The following is a 12,796-nucleotide window of genomic DNA, read 5'->3' as shown; positions in this document are numbered from 1 at the left end:
CGCGGCACCCGAGGCGCCATCTCCCTTTCGCGGGGCGCGACTTGGGGCACAGAGGGCGGCCGCGCCGGGGGCGGGCGCGGGCGCATGCGGGGCGGCGTGGGGGCTCAGGGGCGTACGGGACCGTGCCCGGCGGCGCGGGCGCTCGCGGCCTGCCCCGGTCGGCCCGCCCGCCGGCCCGCTCACCCGGGCGCCGCCTGCGGCCGGTCCGCGAAGAGCTGCGGAATCGGGTCCTCCGGGTCGTCGTAGAGCAGCACCAGGTCGCGGGCCCAGTGCGTGTCCTCCTCGGCGGCCTTGGCGCGCAGTTCCCTGACCAGCTCCGGCAGCCCGGCCACTCCGCCCGGCCCCTGGAGCAACTCCCGCACGCCCCGGTGGAATTCCTCGCACCCGGCGTCGCACGCCCGCGCGCCGTGGCCGCCGGCCGACCACAGCCCGGCCGGGAAGCCGGTGTCCAGCACGACGCCCACCGCGTCCCGCCCGGCCCCGTCGGCGACGGTGTGGCACAGCGCCGGCAGCGCGCCGTCGTCCGCCGTCTCCAGCAGCCGCCAGACCGTTTCCGCGGCGCCCCCCGCCCCGTTGCACGGCGGGATCCGCAGGGCGTGCAGTTCGGGCGCCGCGGTGATGCCCTGCCAGCGGCGCAGCCAGGCCGGGTCGACCTGCTCGCGCCGGCCCTGGTCGCGCAGCACCACCGCGCGCCCCGGGCCCACCGGCCGCAGTCGGGCGGTCCGCCGGGTCGAGGCGGCGACCTCCCACTGGCCGGCCGGGGTGTGCCAGTAGCCCTCGGGGACGGCGACCTCCAGACGCACCCGGGCGCCCGGCCCGGCGTCGCCGTCGGCGCGCAGCAGCCGGGCCCCGAGCCGGCCCAGCACCTGGTCCCTGGCCTGCGCGAACGGCACCCCGCCGGTCGCCTCCTGGACGTCCACCCGCAGCCACTGGCCCCGGCCGTAGCCCTCGCTGACCGACCAGTTGAACAGCTCCGGACCGCCCTCGTCGTAGAAGAGCGGCTCGAACTCCACCAGGACGGAGCGCGGCCGGCGGCGGACCGGGCCGATCCTGCGGCGGTCCTGCGGCAGCAGCACCACCGCCTTGGCCTGGACGAACTCCGCGAGCCTGGCGGCGTCCGCGCGGACCGCGGCGGCCGCCTCGCCGGGCTCCTCGCGCACCTCGTCGTCGGTCGACTGGGCCACGATCCGCAGATAGTGCACAAAGGCGCGCAGCTCGGTGTACGGATCGCTGCCCTGATAGAGCGCGCCGTGGCCGTCCCGCCACGTACGCAGCGACCACGCCACCGACCCCGCGCCCCGCTCCAGCACCTCGCCCACCGCCGACTCCACCACCAGCGGATCGCGCGGCGCGGGCAGCCGGGCCAGCAGATCGAGCGCCTGGAGCCGCTCCTGCACGCCCCACAGCCGGCCGCGCCCCGCCATGATCGCGTGCTGGGCGTCGAACCAGGTCGGCGCGCCGCCGCGGCCGAGGTCCTGCCCGGCCCAGTGCCAGCGGTCGTGCGCGCTCACCAGCGCGTGGTACGGCTCGGGGCCCAGCCCCGCGTCGGCCGCGCCGGGGACCAGGTGCTCCGGCCCCAGCGCGCGCAGCGCGGTGACCGGCACCGCGAGGCCGACGTGATCCTGCTGGTGGCGCCCCTTGACGATGCCGACCACCTCGCCGCGGTCGCAGTCGATCAGCGGCCCGCCGGACGCGCCGGGCGTGACCCGGACGTCGCTTCCGAACTGGAGGCCCCGGGCGTCCCGGGCGCCGAAGCGGACGGCGATGAACGGGTCCACGGACGCCGCGGCCGGTCCGGGCGCCCCCGGACCGGCCGCCGTCCCGCCGTCGGCTCCCGCGGGGCGTCGCCACTCGCGTATGTCGCGTTCGCCGCCGCCCGCCGCCGGCTCGTCGTGCCCCCGGAAGATGTACGCATCCTCCAGGAGCGTCGCCGGCTGGTCGCTGAGCCAGGCGCAGGGGTGCTCGGCGTCCGCGTCGAGCAGCCGGACCAGGGCGAGATCGGCGCGGGCCGCGGTCCCGGCGGCCGGGTCGGGGCGGCTCAGGTCGTAGACCAGCCGGGCCGCCGCCACCCGGCCGCCGAAGGCGACCCCGAAGACCCCGTCCGGACCCGTCTCGCGGCGCCGCCCGTCGCTCGCGGCCAGCACATGCGCGCAGGTCAGCACCCACCCCGGGGCGATCAGCACCCCGCTGCCCCACAGCCGCCCGTCGGGCGCGCCCGGGGCGGCCCGCAGGCCGACGGTGGCGCGTCCGGCGTGCTCCAGGAGGCGTGTGTAGGCCGCGCGGTCGCCGCGGGCGGCGGCCGCGCCTTCGGAGGGCGCCATCAGCGGCCCGCGTCCCTGTCGCCACCCTCCCCGCCGCCGTCCTCCCGCCGCCAGGTCAGCGTCACGGACAGATTGGCCTTCGCCTCGCCGTCGGCGAGCAGCGCGACGGCCTTGCCCGGCTTGGCCGACACCTCGACGCCGAAGGTCACGCTGGTCTCGTGCGGGGCGACCCGCTCGGTGGCCTCCCGGACGCTGGCCGCGACCCCGCCGATCACCTCGCGCAGGCCCTCGACCCGGGCGCCGAGCGCGTCCCAGGCCCCGACGTCCTCGAACTCCCCGTCCCAGCCGGCGTCGTCCGGCTCGTCGAGCCCGGCGGCGTCCAGCCTGGACACCCGCGCCCAGACCTCCGTGCCGTCCGGCAGCTCGATGCGTTGCGCACGATCGGGCATCACGGCCTCCTGCTCCCCCTGAGCGGCAATTCCCCATTGCCGCAGGACCGTTGACAGGCGATCAGGCTAACTCCCGGCCGCCTGTGGCGCGAGAGGTCCGTGAGCCTGCCTATCCTGGCCGGAATGTCCCATGACCCCTGGTGGAGAGCACGTGTATTTCACTGACCGCGGCATCGAGGAGCTGGAGAACCGGCGCGGCGAGGAGGAGGTCACCCTCGGCTGGGTGGCCGACCAGCTGCGGACGTTCGTCGACCTCAACCCGGACTTCGAGGTGCCGGTGGAGCGCCTGGCCACCTGGCTGGCCCGGCTCGACGACGAAGACGACGAGTAGGACGAGTAGGACGCCGGCGGCCCGCACGTCCCGGCGGGGCCGCCGGGGCCGTCGCGTCACATGCGGGCGGAACGTGTATCGCGTGCCGGACGCGTACCCGCGCGATACGGGTTATCGCGAGTTCCGGACCGGGCCCGAACGGGCCCGGTCCGCGGCGCGGCCAGGGACATTCCGCGGCGCTCCCGGGGAAAACGGAGGCGCACAGGGGCGGCGTCAGGGGCGGACCCGCTTGACTCCCGCAGACTGCGATATATCGTGTCTATCGAAGACGCGATATGTTGCGTTGCCCGCCTACCCTGGGGAGGTCAGGAATGTCAGCCCGGAGCGAATGGTCGATCTCCGCACCACGCAAGCTGGAGATCGAGGAGCCCGTCAGCGCGCTGCAGGTGCGGCTGGCCGGCGGCACCGTCAACGTCGTCGGCACCGGTGACGGAAGCCCGGCCCGCCTGGAGATCAGCGAGCTGGACGGCCCGCCGGTGACGGTGTCCTGCACGGACGGCACCCTCTCCATCGGATACGAGGACCTCCCCCTGAAGGGGTTCCTGAAGCACCTCGACCCCAAGGGGTGGCACCGCGGCGCGGTGGTCTCGGTGGCCGTGCCGGCCGCCACCCGCGTCGAGGTCGCGGTGGTCAGCGCCGCCGCGGTCGTCTCCGGCGTCTCGGGGCGTACGGAGCTGCACGGCGTCAGCGGCGAGGGCACGCTCGTCGGCCTGTCCGGCCCGGTGAGGGCCGAGACGGTCACCGGCAACGTCGTGGCGCAGAGCGTGACCGGCGACCTCCGGTTCAACTCCGTCTCGGGGGACCTGACGGTGATCGACGGGACCGGCGGCACGGTGCGCGCCGACTCCGTCAGCGGCGACATGGTCATCGACCTGGACCCGGCAGCCGTCACCGACATCAACCTGACGACGGTCTCCGGGGAGATCGCCATCCGGCTGCCCGACCCGGCCGACGCCCGGGTGGAGGCCAACACCGCCAGCGGCGCGGTCGCCAACGCCTTCGACGATCTGCGGGTCAGCGGCCAGTGGGGCGCCAAGAAGATCACCGGTTCGCTGGGCGCCGGCACCGGCCGCCTCAAGGCCACCACCGTCTCCGGGGCGCTCTCCCTGCTGCGCCGCCCCGCCTTCGAGGGGCCCGAGGGCGGCGGCGCGTCCGGCGGCGGCCCGGCCCCCGACCCGTACGACGGCTCCGCCCCGTCCACCCCGCCCGCAGGGAAGAAGGTGCTCTGAGCATGCCCCCCGTCTTCGCCCATGGCCGCCTCCGGCTCTACCTCCTCAAGCTGCTGGACGAGGCCCCGCGGCACGGCTACGAGATCATCCGCCTCCTGGAGGAGCGCTTCCAGGGGCTGTACGCCCCCTCCGCCGGCACGGTCTACCCGCGGCTGGCCAAGCTGGAGGCCGAGGGCCTGGTGACGCACGCGACCGAGGGGGGTCGCAAGGTCTACTCGATCACCGGCGCCGGTCGCGCCGAACTCGCCGACCGGGGAGGCGAGTTGGCCGATCTGGAACTGGAGATCCGGGAGTCGGTCGCGGCGCTCGCCTCGGACATCCGGGAGGACGTCAGCGGCTCGGCGCGCGATCTGCGCCGGGAGATCCGGGAGGCCGCCCAGCAGGCCAGGAAGGGCGACGGCGCCCGCCGGGGCGCCAGGGGCGCCGGCGAGCGGCCGTTCCCGGAAGCCTCCGACTACTTCGACGGCGCGTTCGGGGACAAGGACTCCTGGCGGCAGGCGAAGGAGGAGTTCCGGCGCGCCAAGGAGGAGTGGAAGGAGCAGGCCCGGCGGGCCAAGGAGGAGAGCCGGCGCGCCCGGCAGGACGCCCAGCGGGCCCGCAAACAGGCCAGGGACGCCCAGGTGTTCGCGCGCGAGGAGATCCAGCGGGTCATCAGGAGCGTGCAGGACAGCACCCAGGGGGCGGTCCGCTCCGGCGACTGGTCGGGCGCCGTGCGTGAGGCGCTGTCCGAGGTGTCCCGCGAGATCGGGCGCTACACCGGCGCCCCGTCCGGCCCCGGAGGGACCGGCGAGCACACCGTGCCCGCGGCGGACGAGGTCCGCGTCACGGTCGAGCGGCCGGACCTGTCCAAGGAGCCCCCGGCGACTGCCGCGGAGCCGCCGGCCGCCGAGGCCCCACCCGCCCCGGCGTGGGCGGCCGAGCCAGGCAGCGGCGATCCGGCCCGCGACTTCGACCGGCTGCTGGACCGCTTCCGCGACGACCTGCGGGACGCGGCCCGCGACCACGGCGTCACCGCCGAGCAGCTGCGGGAATCGCGCCGCCGGCTGTCGACCGCCGCCGCGCACATCGGCGCCCTGCTGCGCCACCCTGAGGAGCACCCCTCGGGTGCGCAGGGCGACGACTAGGGCGGCCGGGACCGCGCACGCCCGCACCGCCGCGGCGNCCCCCCCCCCCCCCCCCCCCCCCCCCCCCCCCCCCCCCCCCCCCCCCCCCCCCCCCCCCCCCCCCCCCCCCCCCCCCCCCCCCCCCCCCCCCCCCCCGACCGTCCCGCGCACGCCCGCACCGCCGCGGCGGCCCGCGGCCCCCGCCGCTTCCGCCCCATCCCCCTTGACCTCAACCGCACTTGAGGCACCAGGCTCCCGTACGACACACGGATCACCACGGATCACCACGGAGCCTCCATGCCGCTCGCCACCGACCTCCCCGACTTCCGGCGCCCCGACGCCGCCACCGTTCTCGTCAGCGCCTGGCTCGTACCGGACGCCGGCACCCAGCGCCCGGCGGCGGACGCGGTGCTCGCCGGCTGGGAGCACCAGCGGCGCCCGGACGCGATGCTGGCGCTGAGCGCCTTCCTGAGCACCGACGGCGGCCATGTCCTCAACTACGCGCAGTGGACGGACGACGCGGCCCACCTGGAGTGGGCGCGCACCCGGCGCCCGGCGGGCATCGGCCGGATCGACGAGGCCCTGCCGGGCATCCGCCGCCCCGGTCTGATCCGCTACCGCCGCTACCGCAGCCACGTCCCCGCGGCGCCCACCGCGACCCGGCCCGCCTTCCTGACCACCCCCGCCTTCGCCACCACCGGCCCGGACGCCCAGCGGGCCCTCGCCGACACCGTCGTCGACGTGCTGGACCGCGAGCGGGTCCCGGGGCTGCTCGGCGCCCATCTCCATCTGTCCCGGGACGGCGACCGGGTGCTCAACATCGCGGAGTGGGCGGACGCCGACGCCTGGCGGGAGTTCACCGCCGGGGGCGCCGCGGACCGGCTGCGGGCGGCGATCGGCGCCCTGCCCGGCGTCACGCCCGTACCGGCCGTCCCCGTGGACGACCCGGCGGCAACGGCCCCGGCGGCGCCCGCCGTCGCCCGCTACCGGCTGCACGGAACCGTGGTCAACATCCCGTCGCCGCGGCCCCGTTGACGTCGGACAGCTCGATCAGCGCCGCGGCCCCGTCCGTCCGTACCGCCACCGGCGCCGCCGCGTCCCCCGGCGGCTCCCACACCGCCGCGTCGAACCGCCCCAGCCGCACGCCCGGCTCCCCCGCCGCCGCGGCACCGAGCCAGGTGTCGCCCGCCACCGCGACCACCACGGCCGTGGTGCGCGGCCCCGGCACCACCTCCCGGCTTCCGCGCACCACCGTGACGGCCGCGGTCGCCCGTCCCTCCCGGCACATCACGTTCAGGTTGACGACCGGGCCGCCGAGCAGCCGGGAACCGGTGGCGGCGGCGCCGGGGAAGGCGAACGGGCGGAAGCGGCCGGGCAGTCGGTGCACGGCGCCGTCCACCGTCAGTTCCAGCCCGGCGCCGTCGACGACGGTGAGGATCCGCCGGACGCCGGGCAGCGGGGAGTACGGGCCGTCCCGGGTGACGTCGGCCAGGCTCACCCGCCAGGCGAAGGCGTCCCAGCCGGCGCCCGGCGGGTGCGCCGCGACCTCGCGGGTGAGCCCGCCGCCGTTGCTCCACGGCACGGCCGCCCGCCCGTCCGCGCGCAGGATCCCCACGTCCCCGCCCCCTCCCCGGATGTGACGAGGCGTCACACCGTCAGCACGATCTTCCCGAACAGCTCGCCCTCCGCCATCTTCGCGAAGCCCTCGCGCGCCCGGTCCAGCGGCAGGGTGGAGTCGATGACCGGCCGGATGCCCTTGGCCGCACAGAAGCTGAGCAGGCCGGCCAGCTCCTCCTTGCTGCCCATCGTGGAGCCGACGATCTTCAGCTCCAGGAAGAAGATCCGGTTGAGTTCACCGCTCTTGGGGGTGAAGCCGCTGGTGGCGCCCGAGATGACCAGGGTGCCGCCGGGCCGGAGGGACTTGACGGAGTGCGACCACGTCGCGGCGCCGACCGTCTCGATCACCGCGTCCACCCGTCCCGGCAGCCGCTCGCCGGTCGCGAACGCCGCCTCGGCGCCCAGCTCCACGGCCCGCTTGCGCTTGGTCTCGTCCCGGCTGGTGGCGAAGACCCGCAGGCCGGCGGCGGCACCGAGCACGATGGCGGCGGTCGCCACACCGCCGCCCGCGCCCTGGACCAGCACACTGTCCCCGGGCCGTACGCCCGCGTTGGTGAACAGCATCCGGTACGCGGTCAGCCAGGCGGTGGGCAGGCAGGCGGCCTCCTCGAAGGAGAGTTCCTTCGGCTTGGGGAGGACGTTCCAGGTGGGGACGGTGACCTGCTCGGCGAAGCTGCCCTGGTAGCGCTCGGTGAGGATGGAGGGCTTCTCGGCGGGGCCGACGCCGTGGCCGGTCTGCCCGATGACGGAGTGCAGGACGACCTCGTTGCCGTCCTGGTCGACTCCGGCGGCGTCGCAGCCGAGGATCATCGGGAGCGCGTCCTCGGTGATCCCGACGCCGCGCAGCGTCCACAGGTCGTGGTGGTTGAGGGAGGCGGCCTTGACGTCGACGGTCGTCCAGCCGGGGCGGGTCCCGGGGGCCGGGCGCTCCCCCAATTCGAGGCCGTTCAGCGGCTGGTCGCGGTCGATGCGGGCGGCGTAGGCAGCAAACATGATCCCAACGTAGGCCGCGTCCGCGCGCCGCAACAGCGCGTACGGGTGTGACACGCACCGCGTACGGCCGGGCCGTGGCGGGTGGCCGGATCCGCGCCGCGGCGTCCGGGCCGCCGGCCGGTGCACGGCGAAGGCCGGGCCCGCACCCTCCCCGGGTGCGGGCCCGGCCCGTCGGCGTGTCCGCCCGGTGCCGCGGTCAGCGGCGGGCGACGCCCTCCGCGCGGGCGGCGGCGGCCACGGCCGCGGTGACGGCCGGGGCGACCCGCTCGTCGAACGGCGAGGGGATGACGCAGTCGGCGCTGAGCTCGTCGGCGACGACGGCGGCCAGCGCCTCGGCGGCGGCGAGCTTCATGCCCTCGGTGATCTGCGAGGCGCGCACCTGCATCGCGCCGGCGAAGATGCCGGGGAAGGCCAGCACGTTGTTGATCTGGTTCGGGAAGTCGCTGCGGCCGGTGGCGACGACGGCCGCGTACTTGTGGGCGACGTCCGGGTGGATCTCCGGGTTGGGGTTGGCCATCGCGAAGATCAGCGAGTCCTTCGCCATCTTCGCCACCGCCTCCTCCGGCACGGTGCCGCCGGAGACCCCGATGAAGACGTCGGCGCCGTCCAGCGCGGCCTCCAACGTGCCGGTCAGGCCCGCCTTGTTGGTGAAGCCGGCCAGCTCGCGCTTGACGTCCGTGAGGTCCTCGCGGTCCGCCGAGACGATGCCCTTGCGGTCGCACACCGCGACATCGCCGATGCCGGCGTTGATGAGGATCTTGGCGATGGCGACACCGGCCGCGCCGGCACCCGAGATGACCGCCCGCAGGTCGCCGAGCTCGCGCCCGGTGAGCTGGGCGGCGTTGCGCAGCGCGGCGAGGGTGACCACCGCGGTGCCGTGCTGGTCGTCGTGGAAGACCGGGATGTCCAGCCGCTCCTGGAGCCTGCGCTCGATCTCGAAGCACCGCGGTGCCGAGATGTCCTCCAGGTTGACGCCGCCGAAGGACGGCGCCAGCCGCGCGACGGTGTCCACGATCTCGTCGGTGTCGGTGGTGGCGAGCGCGATCGGGACCGCGTCCACGCCGCCGAACTGCTTGAAGAGGATGGCCTTGCCCTCCATCACGGGGAGCGAGGCTTCCGGGCCGATGTCGCCCAGGCCCAGCACGGCGGTTCCGTCCGTGACCACGGCCACGACCTGGGACTTCCATGTGTAGTCGTGCACGAGCTCTGGCTGCTCGGCGATGGCGCTGCACACCTTGGCGACACCCGGCGTGTACGCGAGGGACAGGTCGTCCCTGTCGCGCACCGGCACGGTCGCCTGGATGGCCATTTTGCCGCCGCGATGCAGCGCGAAGGCCGGGTCGAAGAACTCGCCGGACGTGGCGTCCGGACCTTCCGCGCCCGTTTCGCTGTCGCTGCGAGGATTGACGATCTCCGCTGCCACTTTGTCTGACCCCTTTGTCGTAAATCTGTTGAGGGTGGCCACTCCCTGGTTGGGGGGTGGGCGGGCACCGCGTCCGCGCCCTGCTCGGCGGATAGCCGCCGCGCGGGGGGAGGTACGGACGCCGGGCGCGCCGCACACGCGCCCTGAGCCCCGGATGAGGGGTGTAACGACCCTTTCTACCGGACGGGCGTGGGAGGCGACGAGTTAGATTCGTTACCCTCCGGTACAAGGCTCCGACAATAGCGACGGAATGCCGGAAATCACCGAAGATCCCCCGTGACTGTCCGGATTTCGAGACATCACCGGCCTTTGACGCGCTTCTCGCGCCCCGGGCGCACCCGTCTCCCCTTGCGACACAAGGGCGCGAACTCGCCTCACCCGTCCGTTATCCGATTTTGACCTCTCGGGCAGTCCGAATACCGGAGTCCGGATGGCAAGATTCCGTCACCGATCGACGTCGCGACGATCAAAGGTGCCCAAAGGTGTGTGCCCGCCCCCTTTTCACCAACTCATCGGCTGCTCACACTGGCACGTCGGTTAACCATCCGCAGGAGGATCAGCATGACCGCAGAGACCACCCGTCGCGCGGCGGCCGGCAGGTCCGGTAGGTCCAGCAAGTCCGGTAAGGGCATAGCCGCGATAGCCGCGGTCACCGCTTCGCTGCTGCTGCTCAGCGCGTGTGGTGACCAGACCCAGGAGGCGAAGGCCCGGCGGGCGGCGCAGAAGAACCGCGACACCAGTGCGCCGTTGTTCAAGATGCTGCCGAAGGACGTCCAGGACAAGGCCATGCTCCAGGTCGGTTCGGACATCACGTACAAGCCGGTGGAGTACCGCTCGAACGGCGCGGTCGCGGGCATCGATCCGGACCTCGCGGAGGCGATGGGCAAGGAACTGGGCATCAAGCTCAATTTCAACAACGCCACCTTCGACACCCTCATGGGCGGTCTGAAGTCCAAGCGCTACGACATCGCGATGTCGGCGATGACGGACACCAAGGACCGTCAGCAGGGCATCGACAGCAGCACCGGAAAGAAGATCGGTGAGGGCGTCGACTTCGTCGACTACCTCAACGTCGGCGTCTCGCTCTACACGCAGAAGGGCAAGACCAACGGCATCGACAGCTGGGAGACGCTGTGCGGCAAGAAGCTCGCCGTGCAGCGCGGCACGGTCTCCGACGACCTGGCCAAGGACAAGTCCAAGGCATGTGAGACCAACGGCCAGCAGCCCATCTCCATCGAGGCGTTCGACAACGACTCCGAGGCCCAGACGCGGCTGCGCACCGGCGGTGTGGACGCGGTCTCCAGCGACTACCCGGTCGCGGCGTACGCGGTGAAGGTCTCCGGCGGCGGCAACGACTTCCAGATGGTCGGCGGTGGCCCGCTCAAGGCGGCGCCGTACGGCATCGCCGTCCCCAAGGACCAGCAGCAGCTGCGCGACGCGCTCAAGGCCGCCGTGGAGCTCGCCATCAAGAACGGCTCGTACGCCAAGGTCCTGCAGAAGTGGGACGTCAAGGACGCCGCGGTCAAGGACGTGCAGCTCAACGGCGGCTCCTGAGCCCGCCGTCGACACCGTCCTGCGCCCCGCACCATCCGCTCCGCGCAACTCCGCCGAATGCTGAAAGGCAACATCCGTGTCAGTTGACGTCGACAAGCCGGCCGAGCCCCCGGCGGCCCCTCCGCCGGCCCAGCCCGAGCCCATCAAAGCCATTCCGGTCCGCCACTACGGGCGCTGGGTCGCCGCGCTCGTCGTCATCGGGCTGCTCACGCTGCTCGTCAAGGCGTTCGCCGCCGGGAAGGTCAACTGGGGCGCGATACCGGACTACATGTTCAACGCGGACATCCTCAAGGGTCTGCGGAACACCCTGTGGATCACGCTGCTGGCCATGGTCATCGGCATCGTGCTGGGCGTGATCCTCGCGGTCATGCGGCAGTCGAAGAACCCGGTGACCTCGACGGTCGCGTGGTTCTACATCTGGTTCTTCCGCGGCACCCCGGTCTACGTCCAGCTGTTCCTGTGGTTCAACCTCGGCCTGGTCTTCCAGTACATCGACATCATGCCGATCTACAAGGACGAGTGGTCGGACTTCATGACCCCGTTCCTGTGCGCGCTGCTGGGCCTGGGCCTCAACGAGGCCGCGTACATGGCCGAGATCTGCCGGGCCGGCCTGAACGCCGTCGACGAGGGCCAGACCGAGGCGGCGCACGCGCTGGGCATGAGCCACGGCAGGACGCTGCGCCGGATCGTCGTGCCGCAGGCGATGCGGGTGATCGTGCCGCCGACCGGCAACGAGGTCATCAACATGCTCAAGACCTCGTCCCTGGTCATCGCCGTCCAGTATTACGACCTGCTCCAGGCCGCGCAGAACGTCGGCCGGGACTCCGGTGTCGTGGTCGAGATGCTGATCCTGGCCGCCGCCTGGTACCTGATCGCCACGACGGTGCTGAGCATCGGCCAGTTCTACCTGGAGCGCTACTACGCCCGCGGCTCCAGCCGCCAGCTTCCGCCCACCCCGTTCCAGCGCCTCAAGGCGAAGCTGGCCGGCCCGAACCGCGCCGGAGGTACGGCATGAGCAGCAGCAAGTCCGGTACCCCGATGGTCAGGGCCGAGGGCGTCCACAAGTCCTTCGGCTCGGCCCACATCCTCAAGGGCATCGACCTGGAGGTGGCGCCCCGGGAGGTCTTCTGCCTGATCGGCCCGTCCGGCTCCGGCAAGTCGACGTTCCTGCGGTGCATCAACCACCTGGAGAAGATCAACGCCGGCCGGCTGTCGGTGGACGGCGAACTGGTCGGCTACCGCGAGCACCACGGCAAGCTCTACGAGCTGCGCGACCGCGAGGTCGCCGCCCGCCGCCGCGACATCGGCATGGTCTTCCAGCGCTTCAACCTCTTCCCGCACATGACCGCGGTGGAGAACATCATGGAGGCGCCGGTCCAGGTCAAGGGCGAGTCCAAGGCGTCCGCGCGGGAGCGAGCGGTCAAGCTGCTGGACCGGGTCGGCCTGGCCGACAAGGCCGGCAACTACCCCTCGCAGCTCTCCGGCGGGCAGCAGCAGCGGGTGGCCATCGCCCGCGCGCTGGCCATGGAGCCCAAGCTGATGCTCTTCGACGAGCCGACCTCGGCCCTCGACCCGGAGCTGGTCGGCGACGTCCTGGACGTCATGAAGGACCTGGCCGCGGACGGTATGACGATGGTCGTGGTGACCCACGAGATGGGCTTCGCCCGCGAGGTCGGCGACTCGCTGGTCTTCATGGACGACGGTGTGGTGGTCGAGTCCGGCCACCCGCGCGAGGTCCTGACCAACCCGCAGCACGAGCGGACCCAGTCGTTCCTGTCCAAGGTCCTCTGAGTCCCCGCGGCCCCGCGGAACGGCGCGGCGGGCGGCACCTCGGGG

General features: G+C 73.5%; 12 protein-coding genes. 7 read left to right on the top strand and 5 right to left on the bottom strand.

The genetic code is table 11. The annotated features are described in order from the left end of the window. Positions 1-179: 179 nt before the first annotated feature. Together ACO1BR_RS05190 and ACO1BR_RS05185 are read right to left on the bottom strand one after the other, a co-directional pair. On the bottom strand, positions 180-2,321 hold the full coding sequence (locus ACO1BR_RS05190) for a trypsin-like peptidase domain-containing protein (RefSeq protein WP_426793810.1): 2,142 nt from the start codon (positions 2,319-2,321) through the stop codon (positions 180-182). Next, positions 2,321-2,710 (bottom strand): CU044_2847 family protein, encoded by a 390-nt coding sequence (locus tag ACO1BR_RS05185; protein WP_426793809.1) that lies wholly within the window; start codon positions 2,708-2,710, stop codon positions 2,321-2,323. The genes ACO1BR_RS05190 and ACO1BR_RS05185 overlap by 1 nt, the downstream gene beginning before the upstream one ends. A gap of 151 nt (positions 2,711-2,861) precedes the next feature. Between ACO1BR_RS05185 and ACO1BR_RS05180 the strand changes: the two genes are divergently transcribed. The 4 genes from ACO1BR_RS05180 to ACO1BR_RS05165 all read left to right on the top strand — a co-directional run bounded on the left by ACO1BR_RS05180 (position 2,862) and on the right by ACO1BR_RS05165 (position 6,408). Continuing rightward, on the top strand, positions 2,862-3,041 hold the full coding sequence (locus ACO1BR_RS05180) for a DUF6104 family protein (protein WP_030811338.1): 180 nt from the start codon (positions 2,862-2,864) through the stop codon (positions 3,039-3,041). A gap of 311 nt (positions 3,042-3,352) precedes the next feature. After that, the gene (locus tag ACO1BR_RS05175; RefSeq protein ID WP_426793808.1) at positions 3,353-4,270 is read left to right on the top strand and encodes a DUF4097 family beta strand repeat-containing protein; all 918 of its coding nucleotides are present in this window, start codon (positions 3,353-3,355) and stop codon (positions 4,268-4,270) included. A gap of 2 nt (positions 4,271-4,272) precedes the next feature. Continuing rightward, complete coding sequence (locus tag ACO1BR_RS05170) at positions 4,273-5,394, top strand: helix-turn-helix transcriptional regulator (RefSeq protein ID WP_426793807.1); 1,122 nt, start codon at positions 4,273-4,275, stop codon at positions 5,392-5,394. A gap of 276 nt (positions 5,395-5,670) precedes the next feature. Continuing rightward, positions 5,671-6,408: an antibiotic biosynthesis monooxygenase gene (locus ACO1BR_RS05165; RefSeq protein WP_426793806.1), complete on the top strand. Its 738-nt coding sequence runs from the start codon at positions 5,671-5,673 to the stop codon at positions 6,406-6,408. Here the strand turns inward: ACO1BR_RS05165 and ACO1BR_RS05160 are convergent. The 3 genes from ACO1BR_RS05160 to ACO1BR_RS05150 all read right to left on the bottom strand — a co-directional run bounded on the left by ACO1BR_RS05160 (position 6,380) and on the right by ACO1BR_RS05150 (position 9,406). Continuing rightward, the gene (locus ACO1BR_RS05160; protein WP_426793805.1) at positions 6,380-6,988 is read right to left on the bottom strand and encodes a HutD/Ves family protein; all 609 of its coding nucleotides are present in this window, start codon (positions 6,986-6,988) and stop codon (positions 6,380-6,382) included. The genes ACO1BR_RS05165 and ACO1BR_RS05160 overlap by 29 nt on opposite strands. A 32-nt stretch (positions 6,989-7,020) precedes the next feature. Then, positions 7,021-7,983 (bottom strand): zinc-binding dehydrogenase, encoded by a 963-nt coding sequence (locus ACO1BR_RS05155; RefSeq protein ID WP_159508091.1) that lies wholly within the window; start codon positions 7,981-7,983, stop codon positions 7,021-7,023. A gap of 196 nt (positions 7,984-8,179) precedes the next feature. Next, positions 8,180-9,406, bottom strand: coding sequence for an NAD(P)-dependent malic enzyme (locus tag ACO1BR_RS05150; RefSeq protein WP_426793804.1), 1,227 nt, complete (start codon positions 9,404-9,406; stop codon positions 8,180-8,182). A gap of 561 nt (positions 9,407-9,967) precedes the next feature. On the opposite strand from ACO1BR_RS05150, the gene ACO1BR_RS05145 reads away from it, so the two are divergent. From ACO1BR_RS05145 to ACO1BR_RS05135, 3 genes are all read left to right on the top strand, one after another. Further along, positions 9,968-10,960, top strand: a complete 993-nt coding sequence (locus ACO1BR_RS05145) for an ABC transporter substrate-binding protein (RefSeq protein ID WP_426793803.1) — start codon at positions 9,968-9,970, stop codon at positions 10,958-10,960. A gap of 76 nt (positions 10,961-11,036) precedes the next feature. Further along, on the top strand, positions 11,037-11,975 hold the full coding sequence (locus ACO1BR_RS05140; RefSeq protein ID WP_426793802.1) for an amino acid ABC transporter permease: 939 nt from the start codon (positions 11,037-11,039) through the stop codon (positions 11,973-11,975). A 23-nt stretch (positions 11,976-11,998) separates the two neighbouring features. After that, positions 11,999-12,751: an amino acid ABC transporter ATP-binding protein gene (locus ACO1BR_RS05135; protein WP_426794003.1), complete on the top strand. Its 753-nt coding sequence runs from the start codon at positions 11,999-12,001 to the stop codon at positions 12,749-12,751. Positions 12,752-12,796: the final 45 nt, after the last annotated feature.

The organism is Streptomyces sp. YGL11-2 (assembly GCF_050054615.1).
In the GTDB taxonomy this organism is placed as follows: domain Bacteria; phylum Actinomycetota; class Actinomycetes; order Streptomycetales; family Streptomycetaceae; genus Streptomyces.
The sequence above is the reverse complement of the archived record's forward strand: the minus strand, read 5'-3'. Positions and strand labels throughout refer to the sequence as shown.

Coding starts and splice junctions, on each gene's coding strand:
- ACO1BR_RS05190 (WP_426793810.1), bottom strand. CDS start 2,321: ATGGCGCCCTCCGAAGGCGCGGCCGCCGCCCGCGGCGACCGCGCGGCC.
- ACO1BR_RS05185 (WP_426793809.1), bottom strand. CDS start 2,710: ATGCCCGATCGTGCGCAACGCATCGAGCTGCCGGACGGCACGGAGGTC.
- ACO1BR_RS05175 (WP_426793808.1), top strand. CDS start 3,353: ATGTCAGCCCGGAGCGAATGGTCGATCTCCGCACCACGCAAGCTGGAG.
- ACO1BR_RS05170 (WP_426793807.1), top strand. CDS start 4,273: ATGCCCCCCGTCTTCGCCCATGGCCGCCTCCGGCTCTACCTCCTCAAG.
- ACO1BR_RS05165 (WP_426793806.1), top strand. CDS start 5,671: ATGCCGCTCGCCACCGACCTCCCCGACTTCCGGCGCCCCGACGCCGCC.
- ACO1BR_RS05155 (WP_159508091.1), bottom strand. CDS start 7,983: ATGTTTGCTGCCTACGCCGCCCGCATCGACCGCGACCAGCCGCTGAAC.
- ACO1BR_RS05145 (WP_426793803.1), top strand. CDS start 9,968: ATGACCGCAGAGACCACCCGTCGCGCGGCGGCCGGCAGGTCCGGTAGG.
- ACO1BR_RS05135 (WP_426794003.1), top strand. CDS start 11,999: ATGGTCAGGGCCGAGGGCGTCCACAAGTCCTTCGGCTCGGCCCACATC.